This is a genomic window from Spirosoma sp. (genome assembly GCF_026391055.1).
Taxonomy (GTDB): Bacteria; Bacteroidota; Bacteroidia; order Cytophagales; family Spirosomataceae; genus Spirosoma.
The window spans coordinates 148,943-169,327 of record NZ_JAPLET010000024.1; the positions used below are offsets into that span (position 1 = coordinate 148,943).

Below are 20,385 nucleotides of genomic sequence, written 5' to 3' on the forward strand. Positions count from 1 at the left end.
TTTTATGCTACGTAGCTAACCCATTCATGCCATGGGTCGATGAACAAACCTACAGCCTGTAACCTTGGTCAAAACGGTATAAATAGACGATTTTCCGGTAAAAAGTGAGGGTTTCACTGAATACTGGCTTCTTAGTAAGTGTTTACCTTCAGGGGCAGGTCATACAGAAGGTAAATTTCGATTAGCCTGTCTTATATGCCGTTCGGTATGAATAACCAGAAATTGCAGTACATTCCCTATCGGCAAGTGCAGCCACGAAGCTATTGACAATGCGATTTGAATACCGTCGACATTTGCATTTTCTACTTGTTTCAGCACATCCAGCAGTTGCTCCTGCTGCTCAATAAATTCAGCCACTATCTGGTGAGCAGGCAAGTCATTGGCGGGCTGATGCCGTTTAACGGCTCTGAACTTCTTCGTGCCTGTTTTAGGGTCCATCAATCTGACTAAGAAGGCCCCTAACCATGAACTTTCAAGCCGATCTGTTGTGGGTTTATGCTGTCGACTAGCCAGCCCCTGGTTTAAACGGGGCAAATAATAACGTCCATAGCTATTAAGATGGTCCAAACATTGGGCGATACTCCAACCACCACTTGGTGAGGGCTGGCATAGGGTAACCTCGTCCATGTTTTGAAAGTGAACGACGGCCTGCTGAATATGCCCCTCTATCTGGTGACCCAATGCAATCAGCAAGACCGATTTATTAACGGACTTCATGGTAGTAATTTTATTGGTAAAACCCTTACTTGTTTACTCACCCATACTAGGGTTAAAGCAATGATGAAGAGAAGGGTCTCAATAAATAACCATTGCCGCCCAAACGCCCCCAGAGGTCCTTCTACTAATACCGTCATAACTCGTGACAGGGCATACAAGCCCCATAGCAAACTTAGAAAAAGAAGGCCCTTCTCTACATCCTGGACCATTAGATAAAGCAGCGTGATACATAAAGTAAGCCCCACCCCACCGTAGACACCCCGAATTGAGCTGAAGGGATCTGTGTTGTTAAGTTGTACCTGAACCAAATCCATCACCGATTGCGGATCGCAAAAAGCCATGAGGCTGACAGACAGCAGTGCCAGAGCCGATACAAGGATAAATCCCTGAGCGGTACGTTTGATAACCAGTTGCGTTTGCATAGTCTTGATCGTTGATTACGGAGCAAAGTTGAGCATCCATAATCAACCCATTGTTGGTATTTACCAAGATTTCATGCCTTTATGGAGTTAATGAACTTACTGAAATTGGTCGGATCAACGCCAATATATCTGGCTAGGTATTTATGGGGAACAAGCTGTAATATATGCGGACTGCGCTGAAGCAGTTTCCTGAATTTATCGGCGGAAGAATAGCATTGAAGTTCCACTAACCGTTCCAGCACGCCACTCAAGGCCCCAGTAATACCCAGCCGAACCATGGTTTCTACTCCACGATTACGTCGCATGACCGCTTCCAGGTCGGGGTAGGAAGCCCGTAGAAAAGAAGATGCGGTCAGTGTTTCGTAGTAGTACTGCGAAACTTGGCGCAGCATGAACGAATCGACCACCCCACCAAATGAAGAGGGATAGGAAAAAACTAGCGTTGCTTCTCGATTTTGGTCATCGAAGTAATAGACGTGTTGTACGCCTTCCACCACAAAATACAAATGGTTTTCCTGCTGATTGGCGACCGTTAGAATTTCCTTTCGCTTCGCGGAATAAGGGTGCCAAATGCCGGAGAACGCTTTCCATTCCTGTTCCGAAAGCGGATGAATTGCCTCAACAAGTTGCTTTAGACGAAGTAAAGATGGCTGCATGAATAATGTGATCAAAAGTTCTCGAAATAAACCTGACGTTGCGATTTTTCACCCCGTCTATCCAGACAGAAGCAAATGAATCTATCTCTCTAACGAATTTATGACACGTCTTTCTGGTAAATGCGCACCATCTGCATTCAAACCGTTTTCTGTGATAAAATTTGTTATTTTCCGTTAGCTGACCCCACCGTTTTTAAGAAATTGACACACAGCAATAGTGACCAGTAGAATTAGGGCCTATTTTGCAGCACAATGTATCTGATAAAAAAACTACCCCTATTTGGCTGGCTACTTTTGGTTAGTCTGCGCATGCACGGTCAGGCAAGCACCCCTATTCCGGTAAAGGTCGTTATTGTGACCATGTTTGAGATTGGCGCCGACACCGGCGACCGGCCAGGCGAGTTTCAATACTGGGTTGAACGGTTACCACTATCCCAAACGATACCGTTTCCCCAGGGCTATCGAAATCTGCGCTACAACCCCGAGAAGCAGGTGTTGGGCATTTGCACGGGCATGGGAACGGCTCGTTCGGCGGCTTCCATCATGGCGCTGGGCATGGACCCTCGTTTCGACCTGTCTCATGCCTACTGGCTCGTGGCGGGCATTGCCGGCATCGACCCGCAGGATGGCAGCGCGGGCTCGGCAGTCTGGGCAGAATGGCTGGTCGATGGTGACTTAGCGCATGAAATCGACCCGCGAGAAATGCCTAAGGATTGGTCGACGGGTTACCTGCCGTTACGCCGGGCCAAGCCCTATGAGCAACCCGTTCAGGATAACGATTTCACAGTGGCCATTCACCTCAATCCGGGTCTGGCCAACTGGGCGTTCGACCAGACCAAAACTATAAAATTGGCCGATTCCGAAACGCTTCAAAAAATGCGCGCCGTTTACCGCGACTTTCCCGAAGCACGGAAACCACCCCGCGTTATGATGGGCGACCATATTGCCGCCATGACGTTCTGGCACGGTAAATACCTCAACGACTGGGCCAATGATTGGGTGAACTACTGGACAAAAGGCAAAGGAAACTTCGTTACCTCGGCCATGGAAGACACGGGAACCGGGCAATCATTGCAGTGGCTGACCAATGCCGGAAAAGCCGACATCAATCGGTACATGGTGCTCCGAACCGCCAGCAATTATACCATGCAGCCGTCTGGCGTAACGGCTGCGCAAAACCTGACCAATGGCGGCAAGGAAGTTGGTGAGCGGTACACGGCGTACATCCCGGCCCTCGAAGCTGCGTATCAGGCAGGCAGCACGGTTGTCAATAAATTAGTTGCTGACTGGTCCGTATACAAACACAAATTACCGAACGAGTAGGGGCTTACTAACAGCTGGAACCATATAACCGAATCGTCTTAGCTCCCTCCTATTTAGGAAGGGGTTGGGGGTGGTTCTAAATCGTCAATCTGTAACCATATGCGTATCCTACTTACCCTTTTATTTTTCTTAAGACTCATCGTGTCTCTACAGGCACAGTCGGCTCAACGGCCGGAGCTTGTAGTGACGCCACTCAACAAACAGGTGTTTGTTCATACCACCTACGGCATGTACGGCGGAACGCCTTTCCCATCCAACGGGCTGATTATTAAAACGGAAGATGGCATTGTGCTGGTCGACACCGGCTGGGATACTGACACCAATACAGACAACACCCGCGAGCTACTCCGATGGGTCAGCAACAATCTTCACCAGCCAGTTCGTTTGTGCATTGTCACCCATGCCCACGAAGATCGGGTGGGCGGTATCAGTGAACTTCGTAAGGCGGGTGTTCGGGTGGTAAGTACACCCCTCACCGCTCAGAAATCGATAAAACTCGGGTTTGAATCCCCGGAGGCAGTTTTGCCGAACGATACGACCTTTTCAATCGGCAACGAACCGATCCGCTGCTACTTTCCGGGGCAGGGGCACACCCCCGACAACATTGTGGTGTGGTTACCTAATCAGAAGATTTTATACGGCGGATGCCTCGTGAAAAGTGTGGCCGCCTTTGGCATGGGAAACCTAACTGACGCTAACCTGAACGAATGGGGCAACTCGATCCAGAACCTGATGATCCAGTTCAAATCGGCCCGGATTGTTGTACCTGGCCACCAGGAATGGACCGACACCCAATCGTTGGCTCATACCTTACAACTGCTGAAGAAACACGGTGAGGCTAAAAAGTAAACCATACGCTACTCCAAAAACTGTTCTCTACATGCCTAAACCCCTTTTAATGGATCACGATGGGGCTATTGACGACCTGTTATCGCAATTACTCGTCCTGACCATGCCGGATGTCGAACTCATCGGCATCACCGTAACACCCGCCGATTGTTACATTGAACCCGCTCTCGAATCAGCGTATAAATTACTCCAGTTGATGGACCGGGAGCAGATTCCACTGGGCCGGGGCGATTACTATGGTATCAATGCGTTTCCGAGTGAATGGCGGGCACGTCCCGAGATCATTAACGCCCTTCCGCTGCTTATCAATCTACCAAAATCGCCCGATCCCTATGGGTATTTGAGTGCGCCGGATCTGATTATCAGGCAGCTTTCCACGGCAACCGAAAAGGTTACGGTTTTGATGACCGGTCCCTGTTCCAATCTGGTTATGGCGCTGGAAAAAGCTCCTGAATTAAAAGCTGCTATTGCAGAGATCGTATGGATGGGTGGGGCCTTTCGGACAACCGGAAATGTTCAGACATTTCAGCACGACGGCACCGCCGAATGGAATGTATTCTGGGATCCGGTCAGTTCGCAAAGGCTGTTCTCGTACGAGTTGCCACTTACGCTGATTCCACTCGATGTCACGAACTATGTTCCCGTGACAAAGAAGTTCCTGTCTACGCTGGCCAGTCAAATTGACCATAAATTATCCAACCTCACGGGTCAGTTCTGGGCGCTGACACTGGATACCATCCCGAGTTATCACTACACTTATTTCATGTGGGATATTCTGGCCACCAGCTACCTCGCCATGCCGGAACAGTTCACGATAGAGACGGCTAAAGCCAATGTCAGCACGCGTCCGCCCAATGCCGGCCAAACGTATCCGGACGCAAACGGGTATACAATACGCTTCGCAACGGATGTCAATGTCGGATACTTTTACGAATACCTGCTGGCGCAGTTCAAGCAGTGAACCATTTTGTAGGTCGTCCCGGTTGGGCAATTCGTAACAGATTTCCTGCCCAACCGGAACGCTCGGTACTACGCATCCACTAACTCTTTATTGTATTTATTCCGATAATCGACCGGCGATAATCCGGTAATTCGTTTGAAAATTGTCCGAAATGCTTTGGTGTCCGAATAGCCAACGTCGTACATAATTTCGTTCACCGTTTTGCGGCTGTTTTCCAGGCTTTTTTTAGCCGCTTCGATTTTCACTCGCTGCATGTACTCATTGACTGAATTGGCGGTGGCTTTCTTAAACCTGCGCTCCATATTTCGCCGGCCCAAGGCAAATTTTGACGCGAGTTCGTCGACCGAAATACGTTCCTGAAAATTCTGTTCGATGAACTCCTGCGCTTTCCGGATTGGCTCGTCTTCGTGCTCTTTCTGTCCCTGAAAAATAGTGAACGACAATTGATTATCCCGCTGGATTTCAATCGCAAAAACTTTAGCCGCAAGAACAGCAATTTCCCGACCGGCGTATTTCCCGATCAGGTGCAAAATCAGGTTCAGGTACGAGAATGCCCCGCCACTTGAATAAATGCCCTGTTCGTCGGTGATGATCTTCTCCGGCACCAAGTCGACTTCGGGAAACAACTGCCGGAACTGATTGGCTGCCAGCCAGTGCGTAGCGCATTTTCGGCCGTTTACCAGGCCCGTTGACGCCAGTAGAAACGCTCCCAGACAAAGGCTGGCGACTTCGGCACCATTGCTGCGCTGTTTAAGTATCCAGGGAATAAAATCTCTGTTTTTTTCAATGGCATTTTCCAGTTCACCATCCAAGGCGGGAATGATAATTAAATCTGTTTTTTTTATGTCCCCGATCAGCGAATCGGCATGGACGGTAAACAAGCCCCCACTCACAGGCGTCTTTCGCGAAAGACCAACTAACTGGACTGAAAATAACGGTTTTTCACCCCGCATTTTACAAAATTGATTTACCTCGGTAAATAGCTGTCGTGTGCCTTCCAGACTACCTAAAATAGCCCCTTTCGGTACAAGAATGGATATGTGTTTCATAGCTTAAAAATAACGAAAACCGCTGTCGTAATCAACCCTTATTTTGACGGATTTACCACCGGAAAAGCCCAACTTACCGCCTTACATTTGTCTGTACAAAAACGGTTTAGGAGTAGTGCCGACTGTCCCGGCAGGGCGTTAAACTGAATAGTATAAACGATGATAATCAATAGATTTTATTTACCCATGTCTCACTCGACGGCTTCGTCTGCGGTCTCAACGGAGAGCAGGACCGGATGACAATGGATGATGATGAAGTGGGTCGCTACCTGGTTCCGGATTTGCCGACAACAGTCGATACAATCCTGGTTGGCCGTGTCCTCTAGCAGGCTTCGCGGGCTTCTGGCCGACCATCACCAACAACTCGTCAATCCCCCGGAGCTGGCCGATTTTGCCAACCGGATCAAACTCGAACCCATTGTTCTGGGCACCGGAAAAGCACTCTTTAAAGATGTGACCGGGCGAATCAGACAGACGCTCAGGAAAGCGAAATCGTCCTATTCCATCGTAGTTGGGCTTTATTATCAGGTTAATCGAGCCAACGTGCATTCGTAAACCGTATAAATAACTACATAAAATGAACACACTGGCAATTCGTAAAAGCACTAAAAAAGACCGGATTATTTATTGGACAGCTACCTTGCTGATTGTTCTCTTCGATTCTGTAGGTGCCCTGGGTTTCAACACGCCTTTAGCTATCGAAGGCACCCGGCATCTTGGCTTTCCCGATTATTTCAGGGTGGAACTTAGCCTTGGAAAAATCCTTGGGGGTATTCTTCTGGTACTACCCATGATACCGGCCCGAATTAAAGAGTGGGCGTATGTAGGATTCGGTATTTCGATGATTTCAGCCATTATCGCCAACTTGGTAGTCGATGGCCCCGCTCAGGCAAGTCTGCCGTTTGTTTGTCTGATGGTATTGATCGTTTCGTACGTATACTACCACCGTACTCGTAAGTAAGCCCACAGACACCGGTATCAACAACAACCCTATAAAGTCTCAGGGACTTTATAGGGTTGAACGACTAACTGATTATCTTTGGTTAAGGAAAAGAGATGAGTCGCTGCGTCGCTATTGACCGGAACGACCCAGTGTACAGAGCTGGACTTATTGCCGGGGTTTCATTAATTTTCGCTTGAAATAGTCGGCGGTGGCGGCACTCATTTTGATGGCGTTGCTGTGTTTCATCCAGTGGTGCGTATCGTCGACAATGACCAGTGTTTCCATCGGAACGCCCTGTTTGTCGAGACGCCGAACCAGATCGGTACTCTGGTTGAACCGAACATTGCGGTCGTCGTCGCCGTGAATAATCAAGACGGGTGATGTCCAACTGCTTACAGACGACACAGGCGACGATTCCCACACTACTCTAGCGGCTTTTTCGGCATCAGGAATTTTCTCGAACCGGTCGGTCTGACCGCTGCCGCTGCGTTGCTGGCTCCAGTCGTGAACCCCGTGAATATCGACGCCAGCCGCAAAAAGTTTAGAATCGCGGGCTAGGGCCAGTGCTGTGAGATAACCGCCATACGAACCGCCGTAAATACCGATTTTAGTGGCGTCGACCTGAGGTTGCTCGGCAAGCCAGACGGCTGCCGCCCGAATGTCCTGGTATTCCGATGCCCCATTGGCACCGCCATTGGCTGGTTGATGGAAATCGTAGCCGTAGCCAATGCCCAGCCGGTAGTTCACAGACAAAACCATAAATCCCTGACTGGCCAAGTATTGGTTGAGGGCATACGAATTAGCGTAATAATCCGAGTAATTCCAGCCCAGCAGCATCTGGCGGGGCGGGCCTCCGTGTACGTAGATCAGGGTGGGTTTCTTGCCTGCTCCACCACCCGCAGGTTCAAATAATTGCCCATGTACGGTCATGCCGTCCGGTGCCTTAAAGACTACCTGTTTAGGCGTAACCAACTGGTTTTGTGGAAAAGTGGCGGGCACCAGATTCTGCGCCAGCACCCTGGACGTGCCCTTCGTGAAGGGCATAACGGTTGGCAGTGGCGGGCGCTGGGCAGTAGCGCTGATCATGGCTATTGTAGCGCCATCGCCCGTAACCACCGGTGTCCATTCCAGACCGGCTCCCGGGGTGAGCACCTCCATGGCGGCTTTGTCGACAGGAACCCGGACTACGTGCCGACGGTCGATATCCAGCTTATCGGGGCCGGTATTCCCACTGAACAGAAGCCACTTACGGTCGTGAGTCAGCGTAATGTGTTCGGCCATAAAGGGCGCGGGCGTCAGCAGCAACGGAGCGCCCCCCGACGACGCGATGGAATACAAATGGGGCCAGCCATCCTGATAGGATAAGAAAACAATCCGGTCGCTAGCGGCCCAGTGCAGGTTGAATCCACCGTGCGTAGTGGGTTGCGAACCGGCCAGCGTTTTGGGAGCCTGCCAGATTTGCGAAGCCGTGCCCGACGCCACATCGGCGTTCCAGATTGACCAGGGACGGTGTTTGCGGGTCAGGATAGAGTCGGGTGCACCGCCGGAGCCGGGAGTACGGACAAACACCAGCCGCTTGCCATCCGGCGACCAGCGGGGTGAATCATCCTGGGAGAACGATGGGGCAATCCAGGTAATGGGCGTAGTTTCGTTGGTAAATACGCCCACAAACGCGTGATCTTTTCGGTCGCAGACAAACGCCAGTTTCGACCCGTCCGGCGACCATTGGAGGGAGCTGTTCGTGCCCCGCGCGTTAAACAGCGCTTTTGCCGGAGTGGACCCATCTACGGGCGAAACCCAGACCTGTCCCCCTTTGATAAAGGCAATCCGGGCTGGCGTGTTTGGATTATTTGACGGCGAGATAACCGGCGCATCGCCTTCTGCAATAGCTTTGGGTTCGCCACCCGCGAAAGGCACCGTCCAGATCTGCACTTTGGGAGCTGTGGGCGACGATAGTGTATTGACCGGTAGTTCATCATCCCAGTTGGAACCGTGGTCGCCCCCACGCACATAAACGACCCATTTCCCATCATCGGAAATAGATAAACTGGTTAGCTCCTGCCCGTCATCATCCGTATAATTTGTGAGTTTTCGAGGAGCAAAATCTGGTCCTTCCGCTACATATACGTTGCGTTTACCCTGCTCCGCAAATGCCCATGCAATTCGCGACCCCCGGGCTGCGCTGGTCAACTCCGTCGGGAAAGGGTAGCTTTTAATGGATTCAAGGGAGAACGTTTGCGCCTGAGCGAACTGGTAAAACCCCAACAGCAGGCATAGCCACGTAAATTTTTTCATGAGCGCTATAAAAGATAAAGACCTTGGTTAGCTTGTTTGTGAAACAAACTCAAATAAGCTGTTTATTCCCTATTTTACCCGTCTGTCAGAATAAAATTCTACCAATCATCCTTATTATACCAGTAGACTACCGCTAGCATCTGTTTTCAATTTACGATTCGACAACTTATTGGTATCGGCTCCAAACATCCGGGTAAGTGTATTAGTTGAATACAAAATTTGAGACGTTATGAATTTATACGAAAGCGTATTCGCCCACAATCGTCAGTGGGTTACTGACCAATTAGCACTGGACCCGGATTATTTCAACCGCATGGCCGACGGCCAGCAACCGGAATTCCTCTACATTGGGTGTTCTGACAGTCGTGTACAACCCGAAGACTTCATGGGTGTCAAGCCCGGTGAAGTATTCGTTCACCGCAACATTGCCAACCTAGTTCCGAACAACGATACCAACGTTTACTCGGTGGTACAGTATGCCGTACAGCATCTACAGGTGCAACATATCATTATATGCGGCCACTATGGTTGCGGAGGTGTTAGGGCTGCTCTGGACAACAAAGACTTGGGCGCGCTCAATAGCTGGATTCGTAATATCGACGATGTCTATCGCCTGCATCGACAGGAGTTAGATGCCCTGCCCGATGAAGCAGCCCGCTTCCGTCGGCTGGTGGAATTAAACGTGCAGGAACAATGCCTGAACATCATGAAGCTGTCGTACGTACAAAAGGCCAGAGCTAAGGGCGATTATCCCCGTATTCACGGCTGGGTGTATGATATTGCGCAAGGCACCGTTGTCGACCTGAAGATTAACATGGCTAACTTTAAGGAAGAACTGGCGTTATACCGGCTGGATTAACGACAGTGATCGTTATAAACGGGCTACTGTCAGCTAAGTCGCCTTGGCGTCAGTTTCTTCAACCTGACGCCAAGGCGACGACCGGGCTTGTTACAGGACTATTATATTTTCAGTCGGGCTCATCGCTTTTGATTCGGAATACAGCCCCTTCTATCGCTTCGTTCACCCGAATCTGGCAGGCCAGTCGGCTATCGAAATCAGCGTCGGGTAACGTGTCGAGCATGTCGAGTTCGGCATCCTGGGCGGCTGGCAGGTCATCGAATCCATTTAGTACCTGAACGTGGCAGGTTGCGCAGAGGGCCATGCCCCCGCACGTAGCCAGAATCTTGTAATCGGAAGCTTTCAGCACCTCCATCAGGCTCAGGTTAATACCTTCGGGAATTTCGAGGTCCTGCCGCTCGCCCTTGCGATCTTCTATAGTGAAATTGATCATGGTTATACGTTGGTAGATGGCTGACGCCACGGGGCCGCCGGTGCGGTCAACACTCGCACCAGCCATTTGCCAATTAAAATGTGGGAACACCGTTTACGGTGGTGTATTTGAAACTCAGCTTCTGGTCGGGGTGTACGTGACGGAAAGCACTCTGGCACATGAGTGCGGCTTCGTGAAAACCGCACAAAATCAGCTTTAACTTGCCCGGATACGTATTAATATCACCGATGGCGTAAATACGGTCGACACCGGTCGAGTAATCTGTCGTGTTAACGCTGATGGCGGCTTTGTCGATGGTAAGTCCCCAATCGGCAATGGGCCCGAGCTTGGGCGTCAGGCCGAAGAGCGGAATCAGGTGGTCCGCTTCAATAGTTTTTACGGATTTATCTTTCGCCGTAATGCTCACCTCCTGCAAATGACCATTTCCGTTGATACTGGTAATGTTCGATTGCAGCACCAGATTGATCTTACCCTGATTCGCTAAATGAAACACCTTCTCGGCCGAATCGGGTGCCCCCCGAAAGGTGTCGCTTCGGTGAACCAGCGTTACTTCGCGGGCTATGTTGGCCAGAAAAACCGTCCAGTCGAGGGCAGAGTCTCCCCCACCGGCCAGCACCACCCGGCGGTCGCGCAGTTGCTCGGGATTCTTGACCATATACGCAACGCCCTTCCCTTCAAACCGCTCCAGATTCACAATTTCCGGCTTACGCGGCTCAAAACAGCCAAGCCCACCGGCAATGACAACCACCTGGCAATGGACAGCAGTGCCCTCATTTGTGGTCACGATGTAGGAGCCATCGGGTTGTTTTTCCAGCCCATCGACACGCTCACCCAGGGTAAACCCCGGATTGAAAGGCGCAATTTGCTCCATCAGGTTATCGACCAGCGTTTGGGCATTCACCGCCGGATAGCCCGGAATATCGTAGATCGGCTTCTGCGGGTAAATCTCCGAAAGCTGCCCGCCCACTTGCGGCAACGCATCGATCAGGTGGCAGCGCATTTTTAATAAACCAGCTTCAAAAACGGCGAACAGGCCCACCGGCCCCGCGCCTATTATGCACATATCGGTTGTTATCATGTTGGGTTGTGAACGAATCCGACTTACCGTCTTCGTTCGTCTTGGTTGTGTGTTGTCTAGTGGCAGAACCATCCTGAAGACCAGTATCTTTCAGTAAAATCAGGTCAGCAAGCGATACAAAGGTAAGTCCGCCCCCCCCTGGAGGTAAATCATATCTGGTAATGAAGTATTAGTAAATGGAATGAGCATAGCCTTTCTGTTTACACGGCAAATGAAAAAACGACTTTCACGTAAGCGTTTGCAGTATATTTACGGCTAGCCTTACCCAAATCCCTATCCTTATGAAACTTTCTCTACTCCTGGCTACCTGTCTGTTAACGTATTCTGCATGGGCACAAACCGATGTACAGAAGCGCTACCAGACCCGGCTCATCATGGCCGAAGATGGCAGCACGATCGACCTCGACGCCGGTACGTTCACCTTCACAGGAAGCCTGTCTCTGGAAGACAAAAAACGCATTGTGATTCGGGGAAAAGGGGTCGATAAAACGATACTTAGTTTCAAAGGGCAGACGGACGGTGCGGAAGGTCTACGGGTGTCCAATGCCGAAAATATAGTGATCGAAAACCTGACCATTCAGGATTCGAAAGGCGATGGCATTAAGACCATGAACGTGAAAGGCATCACATTCCGAAACGTAAAAGTAGAATGGACCGGCCCACCCAAAGCCGAAAATGGCGGCTACGGTCTGTATCCGGTGCAGTGCGACAATGTGCTCATCGACGGTTGCACCGCCATTGGTGCTTCCGACGCCGGTATTTACGTTGGGCAGTCACGCGGCATTGTCGTCAAAAACAGCAAAGCCTACCATAACGTAGCGGGTATCGAGATTGAAAACTCCCGCAATGCCGACGTTTTCGATAACGAATCCTACGAAAATACGGGCGGAATTCTGGTGTTCGACCTGCCCGATCTGGTTCAGAAACAGGGCGGTAATGTGCGGGTGTTCAACAACTATATCCACGACAATAACTTCCCGAATTTTGCCCCGGAAGGCAATATCGTTGCCAGTGTATCGGACGGTACTGGGCTGCTGATTCTGGCCGCCAACAACGTAGAGGTATTCAACAACCGCTTTCTCCGTAATCAGACTATCGGCACCGGCATTATCAGTTACCTCATTACCGAACGACCCATCACCGACAAAGGCTATTACCCGTTTTCGACGGCCATTTCCATTCACGATAACGTCTACGAGCGTAATCCCGGCCCGGCCAGTTCGCGGGGCCGCTACGGCAAAATATTCGATGCCATCCTGAAGGCAGGTCAGCAAGTGCCGCACATTTTGTACGACGGCATTGCTGACCCCGCCACCTTCGACAAAGACGGAAAACAACTGACCGACAAACGCATTTGCATTCGTAACAATAAAAACCAGAGCCTGGTCAACCTCGACGCCGGGCGTGAATTCAAAAACGTTTCCTTTAGCCCGGCACCTTTCGATTGCCAGCTAGCTCCCCTGAAGACAACCGCTGGTAACGGCCGTTAACCGTATGCGAACTTACATCATCTGGTCGCTTTTACTGTTGGTCGGCTGGCTCACGCTGGCCAGCTGGCGGTCGGATGCGATCCCCGAAAAACTATCCGACTACGGCTTTTTTACCGGTAATCCGGCTGCGCAGAAACCAGCACCGGGGGTTGTCCCCTATTCGCTTAATACGCCCTTGTTTTCGGATTATGCCGAAAAGTTGCGGTTCGTCAAACTGCCTGCCGGTCGGTCGGTAACGTACAATGACTCCAGCGTACTGAACTTCCCGGAGGGCACCACACTCATTAAGACGTTCTATTACCCACTCGATTTTCGAAACCCGGCCAAAGGACGACGGCTGATGGAAACCCGGTTGCTGGTTCATCAGGCAAACGGCTGGAAAGCCTTGGACTACATCTGGAATGATGAGCAGACCGATGCTTTTCTGGAAGTAGCCGGTGATACTAAAACCGTTAGTTATATAGACGCTGGTGGACAAACCCGTCAGCACCCGTATACTATTCCGAATCTGAACCAATGCAAAGGCTGCCATAACCGAAACGAAGTCATGACGCCCATTGGTCCGTCGATCCGGCAGCTTAACGGCGATCTGGCTTATGGCGCAACCGGCGCAGAAAACCAGCTTACCCACTGGCAGAAATCGGGAATGCTCACCGGATTACCGTCGTTGGCCAACTGCCCCAAAGCCCCCGTCTGGAACGACCCAAAAACGGGCTCCCTAAACGACCGGGCACGAATCTGGCTCGATATTAACTGCGCCCACTGCCATAACCCCAAAGGCCCGGCCATGACCTCGGGCCTGAATCTGAGCCTGTCCGAAACGGACCCCACCGCCCTGGGCATTTTAAAGACACCCGTTGCCGCCGGTCGTGGCTCGGGTGGGCACCCGTATGATATTGTTCCCGGCAAACCGGATGAATCCATCCTGATTTACCGACTTGCTTCAACCGACCCCGGCGAAATGATGCCCGAACTCGGTCGAAAAACGACTCATTCCGAAAGCATTGCCCTCCTGCGGGACTGGATAAAGGCGATGAAATGAGGCAGAATAGCGGTTATTTAGTAAGTTAGCGGGCGTTTGACCCGCCGAATCCCCAACACTAAACCATCGCGATACAGCCTCAAATTACCTCATGAAATACCTTCTCCCTGCTTTACTGCTGGCAGCCTCGTCGGCATTGGCTCAGCAAGCGCCATTGGGTCGTACCGTTGCGCATGTTTCCACTTATCAGCCCCCTGTTTTTACGGATGCCGACCGACTCAAAAAACTGGAACCGGCCTTCCCCATCGTCGAAAAACTCTTCCGCGATATTGCCGAAAAACGGCACATTCCGGGCATGGCTTTCGGGATTGTACTCGACGGTAAACTGGTTTACTCCGGCGGGCTGGGCTACACCAACGTCGACAAAAAGATAGCGGCAACGCCTAAATCGCTGTTTCGAATTGCGTCGATGACCAAAAGCCTGACCTCGATGGCGGTCCTGAAACTCCGCGACGAAGGCAAACTCCGGCTCGACGATCCCGCCGAAAACTACATCCCCGAACTAAAGTCGCACAAATACCTCACCGCCGACGCCCCTAAAATTCTGGTTCGTAACCTCCTGACACACTCCGCTGGTTTTCCCGAAGACAACCCCTGGGGCGACCGTCAGCTAGCCGATACCGACGACGACCTGACGAAGCTCATCAAAGGCGGCATCTCGAACGCCAACGTACCCAGTTTTGCTTATGAATACAGCAACCTCGCCTTTGCCATGCTGGGTCGCATTATCTCAACGGTGTCCGGCAAACCCTATCAACAGTACATCACCGAAAACATTCTGAAACCGCTGGGCATGAACGATACCCAATGGGAATACACCAAAGTTCCGGCTAACAGGCTCGCGCTTGGGTATCGCTGGCAGGAAGATGGTTCGGGAGCGGGCAAGTGGCTCGAAGAACCCCTGCTGCACGACGGGTCGCACGGAGCCATGGGAGGCCTGATTACGTCTATCGAGGATTTCAGCAAGTACGTAGCCGTTCACGAAGCCGCCTGGCCACCCCGGAATGATGTCGACAATGGGCCTGTCAAACGCAGTTCCATTCGGGAAATGCAGCAACCCTGGACGTTTTCGGGTCTGGCTGCTCAGGCAAAAAACCCGGCGGGGCAAGTATGTCCCGTAACGAGTGGGTATGGCTACGGACTGGGCTGGAATAAGAACTGTGCTGGTCTGGTTGGTGTGGGCCACAGTGGCGGATTGCCCGGTTTTGGCAGCCAGTGGCGCATTTTGCCAGAGTACGGCATTGGCGTTATTTCCTACGGCAACGTAACTTATGCCGGATTGGGTGGGGTTAACATTGCCGTGCTCGATACGCTGGTTGCGCTGGCCAAATTACAACCTCGCCAGCTACCCGTTTCTCCCATTCTGGCCCAGCGAAAAGCCGAACTGGTAAAGCTCCTGCCCGACTGGACGAATGCGGAACGAAGCGGCATTTTTGCGGAGAACTTCTTCCCGGATAATTCGGTCGCCATTCGCAGGAAAACCGTACAGGACCTTTACGCCAAGGCCGGTGCGATCAAACGCATTGGCGAGTTGATCCCCGAAAATCAGTTGCGCGGCCATTTCGTAATGGAGGGCGAAAAGGCCAGCATCGACGTATTTTTCACCCTTACCCCCGAAAACCCCGCTCTGATCCAGCAACTGGATTTCCGGGAAGTGACCAACTAGTTTTGCATGACAGCTTTCACTACATCAACCGCTACGGAGCAGGACATTCCGGCGCTGGACCGTCTGGTCAATAGTGCTTACCGGGGCGACAGTTCGCGCAAAGGGTGGACCACCGAGGCCGACCTGCTCGACGGTATCCGCACCAGCGAAGAGTCTTTACGGGCTATTTTAGGCAACCCGAACGCGCAGATTTTAAAATACGAACAGGCCGACCGGTTGCTGGGATGCGTTTACCTGGAGCAGAAAGGCGACGACCTGTATCTGGGGATGCTTACCGTTTCGCCCGAGGCCCAGGCTGGCGGTATTGGCAAGCACTTGCTAACGGCCGCAGAGAACGTAGCCATCGCAAAAAAATGCCGGGCCGTGACCATGACGGTCATCACCCAGCGGCACGAGCTAATTGCCTGGTACGAACGGCGCGGTTACCGATCAACCGGCGAAACCCAGCCATTTCCCGACGACCCGCGTTTCGGTATACCCAAACAACCGCTTGCGTTCATCGTTATGGAAAAGGAGGTATAGCGTGAACGGGAAAAGGATTCTTATTCTGTTTTGAGAGTAAACCCTTTTTGCGTTTGCCGATTTAACTCTATAATTTCACCACAGTAAAACAAAACACGATACCTCAAGCCATATGTCAGCTTCCAAACGCGTCCTGATTGCCGAAGATAGCTCTGTTATCCAGAATCTGGCCCGCAAAATTCTTGAATTCCAGAACTACGATATCACAGCCGTAAAAAACGGTGAGCAAGTGCTGCAAATTCTGGAGAAAGAAGATTTCAGTATCCTTCTCCTGGACATTAACATGCCGCTGATGGATGGTATGGAATGCGTTCGGCGCGTTCGGGCACTTCCCGAAAAAGAAAAAGCCGCAGTGCCTATTGTAGCCATCACCGGCAACGCCAAAAATTACACCGAAGAAGAATTCAAAACCGCCGGTTTCAACGATGTACTGGTGAAACCCCTCAACTTCGACCGCCTGGTTGAAGTAGTAAATCAACTGACGGATAAATAAAAGTAGGAGTTAGGAACGAGGAGTGAGGAGTGAGAAGGGCTGGCGCATGTATACTGCTGACGCGCCAGCCCTCCTCACTCCTCACTCCCCACTCCTAATACCTAATACCTATGGTCATTACCCTACTCGGTACGGGAACATCGTCGGGGGTGCCGCTTATTGGCTGTACCTGCGAAGTGTGCCGTTCGGTTGACTTTCGGGACAAACGACTCCGTACCTCCGTTCACATTGACGTAGACGGTCGTAGTTTCGTTATCGATACCGGTCCCGATTTCCGGCAACAGGTCCTTCGGCTCAACCTGCAAAAACTCGACGCCGTTCTGTTCACCCACGAACACAAAGACCATACGGCAGGGCTCGACGAAATTCGGGCGTATAACTTTAGGTCGGGAAAAGATATTCCCGTGTATGGACGTCCTACCGTACTGGCGCAGTTGCAGCGTGAGTTTGCGTACGTTTTCGCCGAGAATAAATACCCCGGAACACCCCACGTTCAACTGCATAATCTGACCAACGAACCCTTCGACGTGCTGGGCGTTCGCTTCACGCCCATTGAGGTAATGCACCATAAACTACCTGTTTATGGCTTCCGAATTGGTGATTTCACCTATCTCACCGATCTGAATTATATTTCCGATGAGGAACTGGAAAAAGTTTATGGCACCAAGGTCCTGGTACTCGATGCGCTTCAGGTAAAACCCCACATTTCACACTTTACGCTCGACGAGGCCGTTGCCCTTGCCAAACGCGTTAATGCCGACAGGACCTACTTCATTCATATCAGCCATAAACTTGGCTTACACCGGGAAGTTGAAAAAGAACTGCCAGACAACATCCGGCTAGGCTACGACGGCTTGCAGATCAGGCTGTAACAGGCCCCGTCTGTTACGATAATGCCAACAGCCAGGGCCTGTTACAGCCTGACAAACCAATTCCATCTACGCATCGTTACTCCGGTAGATTCTTACATACACGATGCTGACCGCGATAAAGCCCTCCCGCCCGTTTTCGAATACCCTCCTAGATACGTTCCGACAGCAGGGCGATGCTCCCGCCGATTCGGCCATTGCGGCTGTCGTTGAGGCAAGTGGCCCGTCGGGCTTGCGTTCGCTGATGCAGTGGCTGGCCGATACCAGCGATTTCTCGACCGAGAAACAGCCCCCTGCCATCCAGACCTTCTTTGCTGAATACAACAACTTACCCGACTGGGCAGAACCCGACCGGATGAAACGGGGTATGGCCTTTTTCAAGAAACACGCCCAGCAAATTGGTCTGACACTCGGCTTTTTCTCCCTCCCCTATTCCTACCTGGGTGCTAATGGAGCGCAGGTCCTGTGGCTTACCGAACGCATCAAAAACGACACTGCCCGCCGATTACAGGAAACCGGCGAGTGGGTTTTTGCGGTCAACAATGCCAGAGAGTGGCCGTTTAATGGGCAAACAACCAACCCAAACGGGGGAACAGCCATTCGCCGTACTCAGAAAATCCGGTTGATTCATGCCGGGGCCCGCTGGTTTTCGCTACACTCCGGTCGGTGGAATATGGACTGGGGCTACCCCGTCAATCAGGAAGACATGGCCGGTACCAGTCTGTCGTTTTCCTATATTGTGTTGCAGGGATTACGAAAAGCGAAAGTCAGCATGACCGAGCAGGAAGAAGAGGATTACCTGCATCATATCAACGTGATTGGCTACCTCAACGGCGTTACCGAAGCACTTATTCCGACGAACATGCGCGAAGCCTATAACCTTGGTACGGCCATTGCCCGCAGGCAATTTGCCCCATCCGAAGCCGGCGTCGGGTTAACTCGTTCGCTGTTGAATGCGATAGCCGCAGCGGCATCGTCCAGCCAGCTTACACCTGGTGGCCCGGCCCAGTTTGCAGCACCAGCACGACAGGGAACGATAGGCCCCGAAACGATTCGGAACCTCGCAGCCGGTGAAATGCGTTTCTTCATGGGCGACGAATACGCCGACTGGCTGGGCATTCCAAACGTTCCCGTTGAGAAGCGGCTGGCCGGGTTATTAAATCGCCTGCCTATTTTCCAGCGTCAGTTATTGAGTCTGTAGTTCATACAGTTCAGTAAAGATTTCTGACGTTCATAACAATCTACAGACTTGTATCAATTAGAACCCATTGCTGCTCTTGCTACGGCACCCGGCATCGGAGCCATTGCCGTGGTCCGCGTATCGGGCGAAGGCGCTATAGAACTCACCAACCGATTTTTTCGGGGAAAAGACCTAACGCAACAGTCCAGCCATACCGCCCATTTCGGCACTCTCCGGAATGAAGATGGCAGCATCATCGACGAAGTGCTGGCAACCGTTTTCCGGGCGCCAAAATCCTTTACGAAAGAAGATGTGGTCGAGATTTCGTGCCATGGTTCCGAGTTTATTATCCAGCAAATACTGCGTCGGCTCATACAGGAAGGTGTTCGGCTGGCCCAACCAGGTGAGTTCACGCAACGGGCGTTTCTGAACGGTCAGTTCGACCTCGTACAGGCCGAAGCCGTTGCCGACCTGATTGCGTCCGACTCCGACGCCAGCCACCGGGCCGCCCTGAATCAACTGCGTGGGGGATTCTCCCGACAACTCAAAGACCTTCGCCAGCAGCTGATCGACTTTGTGGCCCTAGTTGAACTGGAGCTCGACTTCGGTGAAGAAGACGTCGAGTTTGCCCACCGCGACCGGCTGCGGCAGCTTATGCTCGATATCCGCCGGGTGCTTCACCCGTTGATCGACTCCTTTTCTACCGGAAACGCCATCAAAAACGGTGTACCGACGGTTATTGTCGGCAAGCCCAACGCGGGCAAATCGACGCTGCTCAACGCGCTGCTGAACGAAGAAAAAGCCATCGTTTCGGATATCCCCGGCACCACCCGCGATGTGATTGAGGATGAGCTTTTTATCGATGGTATTCGCTTTCGATTGATCGACACCGCCGGGTTACGGCAGGCCACAGACCGCATTGAAGCCATTGGCATTGAGCGTACTCAGCAAAAAATGCGCGATGCTGCCCTGGTCGTTTATCTCTTCGACGCCAAAAATGTAACATCCGACGACTTGCTAACGGCAGTCGACGAAGTGCGGGCATCCGGCAAACCGTATCTGCTTGTCGGCAACAAACTCGACGCAATTACCGACGTTACCCGCGAGTCGCTGGAAACGATGCTGGGCGAACCCGTTGTCTGGATTTCGGCGGCTAAGCAAACGCATTTAGCCGAGTTGAAAGCGGCTCTTTCGTCTCGTGTCCGCACCGATGCCGCCGTACAAACGGGTAGCGCCGTAGTCACCAACGCCCGCCATTACAACCACCTCACCGGCACCGACGACGCCCTCGCCCGCGCCATCCACGGCCTCGACACTGGCGTCACCCCCGACTGGCTGGCCATGGATTTACGCGTAGCCCTGCAGCATTTGGGCGAGTTGACGGGAGAAATCACGACAGACGATTTGCTGGCGTCTATTTTCAGTAAGTTCTGTATCGGAAAATAGGGTGTATACCTCCTGACCACCTCACAACAAGCTAAAGAAAATAGCAGTATGTGCATTATTTTGCACTATCGTTATCTTTTTAGCCTATATTT

General features: G+C 51.7%; 21 protein-coding genes. 14 read left to right on the forward strand and 7 right to left on the reverse strand.

The genetic code is table 11. From position 1 onward, the window contains the following. Positions 1–159: 159 nt before the first annotated feature. From NT073_RS21020 to NT073_RS21030, 3 genes are all read right to left on the reverse strand, one after another. Complete coding sequence (locus NT073_RS21020; RefSeq protein ID WP_297377366.1) at positions 160–717, reverse strand: DinB family protein; 558 nt, start codon at positions 715–717, stop codon at positions 160–162. Continuing rightward, entirely contained in the window at positions 714–1,139 is a 426-nt protein-coding gene (locus tag NT073_RS21025) for a DUF4345 domain-containing protein (RefSeq protein WP_297377367.1), read from the reverse strand. The genes NT073_RS21020 and NT073_RS21025 overlap by 4 nt, the downstream gene beginning before the upstream one ends. A 71-nt stretch (positions 1,140–1,210) precedes the next feature. After that, complete coding sequence (locus tag NT073_RS21030) at positions 1,211–1,795, reverse strand: Crp/Fnr family transcriptional regulator (protein WP_297377369.1); 585 nt, start codon at positions 1,793–1,795, stop codon at positions 1,211–1,213. Between the two features lie 252 nt (positions 1,796–2,047). On the opposite strand from NT073_RS21030, the gene NT073_RS21035 reads away from it, so the two are divergent. From NT073_RS21035 to NT073_RS21045, 3 genes are all read left to right on the forward strand, one after another. Then, positions 2,048–3,118 (forward strand): purine nucleoside permease, encoded by a 1,071-nt coding sequence (locus NT073_RS21035; RefSeq protein WP_297377370.1) that lies wholly within the window; start codon positions 2,048–2,050, stop codon positions 3,116–3,118. 99 nt (positions 3,119–3,217) lie between these two features. After that, complete coding sequence (gene bla / locus NT073_RS21040; RefSeq protein ID WP_297377372.1) at positions 3,218–3,967, forward strand: subclass B1 metallo-beta-lactamase; 750 nt, start codon at positions 3,218–3,220, stop codon at positions 3,965–3,967. Positions 3,968–3,998: 31 nt separating this feature from the next. Then, complete coding sequence (locus tag NT073_RS21045; protein ID WP_297377374.1) at positions 3,999–4,928, forward strand: nucleoside hydrolase; 930 nt, start codon at positions 3,999–4,001, stop codon at positions 4,926–4,928. 68 nt (positions 4,929–4,996) lie between these two features. On the opposite strand, the gene NT073_RS21050 is transcribed toward NT073_RS21045, so the two are convergent. Then, positions 4,997–5,977 carry a helix-turn-helix domain-containing protein gene (locus NT073_RS21050; RefSeq protein WP_297377376.1) on the reverse strand — a complete coding sequence of 327 codons (981 nt, stop codon included), beginning with the start codon at positions 5,975–5,977 and terminating at the stop codon, positions 4,997–4,999. A 315-nt stretch (positions 5,978–6,292) separates the two neighbouring features. Between NT073_RS21050 and NT073_RS21055 the strand changes: the two genes are divergently transcribed. Continuing rightward, positions 6,293–6,532, forward strand: a complete 240-nt coding sequence (locus NT073_RS21055; protein ID WP_297377378.1) for a hypothetical protein — start codon at positions 6,293–6,295, stop codon at positions 6,530–6,532. 22 nt (positions 6,533–6,554) lie between these two features. Beyond that, the gene (locus NT073_RS21060; RefSeq protein WP_297377380.1) at positions 6,555–6,938 is read left to right on the forward strand and encodes a DoxX family protein; all 384 of its coding nucleotides are present in this window, start codon (positions 6,555–6,557) and stop codon (positions 6,936–6,938) included. Positions 6,939–7,085: 147 nt separating this feature from the next. Here NT073_RS21060 and NT073_RS21065 read toward each other — a convergent pair whose 3' ends face one another. After that, the gene (locus tag NT073_RS21065) at positions 7,086–9,215 is read right to left on the reverse strand and encodes a prolyl oligopeptidase family serine peptidase (protein ID WP_297377383.1); all 2,130 of its coding nucleotides are present in this window, start codon (positions 9,213–9,215) and stop codon (positions 7,086–7,088) included. 229 nt (positions 9,216–9,444) lie between these two features. Between NT073_RS21065 and NT073_RS21070 the strand changes: the two genes are divergently transcribed. After that, the gene (locus tag NT073_RS21070) at positions 9,445–10,074 is read left to right on the forward strand and encodes a carbonic anhydrase (protein ID WP_297377385.1); all 630 of its coding nucleotides are present in this window, start codon (positions 9,445–9,447) and stop codon (positions 10,072–10,074) included. A gap of 109 nt (positions 10,075–10,183) precedes the next feature. Here the strand turns inward: NT073_RS21070 and NT073_RS21075 are convergent, their stop codons facing one another. Beyond that, positions 10,184–10,507 carry a 2Fe-2S iron-sulfur cluster-binding protein gene (locus NT073_RS21075; RefSeq protein ID WP_297377387.1) on the reverse strand — a complete coding sequence of 108 codons (324 nt, stop codon included), beginning with the start codon at positions 10,505–10,507 and terminating at the stop codon, positions 10,184–10,186. A 73-nt stretch (positions 10,508–10,580) separates the two neighbouring features. Continuing rightward, positions 10,581–11,585: an NAD(P)/FAD-dependent oxidoreductase gene (locus NT073_RS21080; RefSeq protein ID WP_297377389.1), complete on the reverse strand. Its 1,005-nt coding sequence runs from the start codon at positions 11,583–11,585 to the stop codon at positions 10,581–10,583. 281 nt (positions 11,586–11,866) lie between these two features. Here NT073_RS21080 and NT073_RS21085 point away from each other — a divergent pair, with 281 nt between their 5' ends. From NT073_RS21085 to mnmE, 8 genes are all read left to right on the forward strand, one after another. Next, positions 11,867–13,075, forward strand: a complete 1,209-nt coding sequence (locus NT073_RS21085; RefSeq protein WP_297377391.1) for a parallel beta-helix domain-containing protein — start codon at positions 11,867–11,869, stop codon at positions 13,073–13,075. 4 nt (positions 13,076–13,079) lie between these two features. Next, entirely contained in the window at positions 13,080–14,117 is a 1,038-nt protein-coding gene (locus NT073_RS21090; protein ID WP_297377393.1) for an SO2930 family diheme c-type cytochrome, read from the forward strand. Positions 14,118–14,208: 91 nt separating this feature from the next. Then, positions 14,209–15,783, forward strand: a complete 1,575-nt coding sequence (locus NT073_RS21095) for a serine hydrolase domain-containing protein (RefSeq protein WP_297377395.1) — start codon at positions 14,209–14,211, stop codon at positions 15,781–15,783. Between the two features lie 6 nt (positions 15,784–15,789). Next, positions 15,790–16,305 carry a GNAT family N-acetyltransferase gene (locus tag NT073_RS21100; protein WP_297377397.1) on the forward strand — a complete coding sequence of 172 codons (516 nt, stop codon included), beginning with the start codon at positions 15,790–15,792 and terminating at the stop codon, positions 16,303–16,305. A 112-nt stretch (positions 16,306–16,417) separates the two neighbouring features. Beyond that, on the forward strand, positions 16,418–16,798 hold the full coding sequence (locus NT073_RS21105) for a response regulator (protein ID WP_012927810.1): 381 nt from the start codon (positions 16,418–16,420) through the stop codon (positions 16,796–16,798). Positions 16,799–16,908: 110 nt separating this feature from the next. Continuing rightward, complete coding sequence (locus NT073_RS21110) at positions 16,909–17,670, forward strand: MBL fold metallo-hydrolase (protein ID WP_297377401.1); 762 nt, start codon at positions 16,909–16,911, stop codon at positions 17,668–17,670. 103 nt (positions 17,671–17,773) lie between these two features. Then, entirely contained in the window at positions 17,774–18,868 is a 1,095-nt protein-coding gene (locus NT073_RS21115; protein WP_297377403.1) for an oxygenase MpaB family protein, read from the forward strand. Between the two features lie 48 nt (positions 18,869–18,916). Continuing rightward, on the forward strand, positions 18,917–20,293 hold the full coding sequence (mnmE, locus tag NT073_RS21120) for a tRNA uridine-5-carboxymethylaminomethyl(34) synthesis GTPase MnmE (RefSeq protein WP_297377405.1): 1,377 nt from the start codon (positions 18,917–18,919) through the stop codon (positions 20,291–20,293). Positions 20,294–20,385: the final 92 nt, after the last annotated feature.

Excerpts from the sequence above, each read along its gene's own strand:
- NT073_RS21110 (WP_297377401.1), top strand. The coding sequence starts at position 16,909 with ATGGTCATTACCCTACTCGGTACGGGAACATCGTCGGGGGTGCCGCTT.
- NT073_RS21025 (WP_297377367.1), bottom strand. The coding sequence starts at position 1,139 with ATGCAAACGCAACTGGTTATCAAACGTACCGCTCAGGGATTTATCCTT.
- NT073_RS21100 (WP_297377397.1), top strand. The coding sequence starts at position 15,790 with ATGACAGCTTTCACTACATCAACCGCTACGGAGCAGGACATTCCGGCG.
- NT073_RS21095 (WP_297377395.1), top strand. The coding sequence starts at position 14,209 with ATGAAATACCTTCTCCCTGCTTTACTGCTGGCAGCCTCGTCGGCATTG.
- NT073_RS21115 (WP_297377403.1), top strand. The coding sequence starts at position 17,774 with ATGCTGACCGCGATAAAGCCCTCCCGCCCGTTTTCGAATACCCTCCTA.
- NT073_RS21050 (WP_297377376.1), bottom strand. The coding sequence starts at position 5,977 with ATGAAACACATATCCATTCTTGTACCGAAAGGGGCTATTTTAGGTAGT.
- NT073_RS21045 (WP_297377374.1), top strand. The coding sequence starts at position 3,999 with ATGCCTAAACCCCTTTTAATGGATCACGATGGGGCTATTGACGACCTG.
- NT073_RS21060 (WP_297377380.1), top strand. The coding sequence starts at position 6,555 with ATGAACACACTGGCAATTCGTAAAAGCACTAAAAAAGACCGGATTATT.
- NT073_RS21070 (WP_297377385.1), top strand. The coding sequence starts at position 9,445 with ATGAATTTATACGAAAGCGTATTCGCCCACAATCGTCAGTGGGTTACT.
- NT073_RS21030 (WP_297377369.1), bottom strand. The coding sequence starts at position 1,795 with ATGCAGCCATCTTTACTTCGTCTAAAGCAACTTGTTGAGGCAATTCAT.
- NT073_RS21085 (WP_297377391.1), top strand. The coding sequence starts at position 11,867 with ATGAAACTTTCTCTACTCCTGGCTACCTGTCTGTTAACGTATTCTGCA.
- NT073_RS21080 (WP_297377389.1), bottom strand. The coding sequence starts at position 11,585 with ATGATAACAACCGATATGTGCATAATAGGCGCGGGGCCGGTGGGCCTG.
- NT073_RS21035 (WP_297377370.1), top strand. The coding sequence starts at position 2,048 with ATGTATCTGATAAAAAAACTACCCCTATTTGGCTGGCTACTTTTGGTT.
- NT073_RS21020 (WP_297377366.1), bottom strand. The coding sequence starts at position 717 with ATGAAGTCCGTTAATAAATCGGTCTTGCTGATTGCATTGGGTCACCAG.
- NT073_RS21105 (WP_012927810.1), top strand. The coding sequence starts at position 16,418 with ATGTCAGCTTCCAAACGCGTCCTGATTGCCGAAGATAGCTCTGTTATC.
- bla (WP_297377372.1), top strand. The coding sequence starts at position 3,218 with ATGCGTATCCTACTTACCCTTTTATTTTTCTTAAGACTCATCGTGTCT.
- NT073_RS21075 (WP_297377387.1), bottom strand. The coding sequence starts at position 10,507 with ATGATCAATTTCACTATAGAAGATCGCAAGGGCGAGCGGCAGGACCTC.
- NT073_RS21065 (WP_297377383.1), bottom strand. The coding sequence starts at position 9,215 with ATGAAAAAATTTACGTGGCTATGCCTGCTGTTGGGGTTTTACCAGTTC.
- NT073_RS21090 (WP_297377393.1), top strand. The coding sequence starts at position 13,080 with ATGCGAACTTACATCATCTGGTCGCTTTTACTGTTGGTCGGCTGGCTC.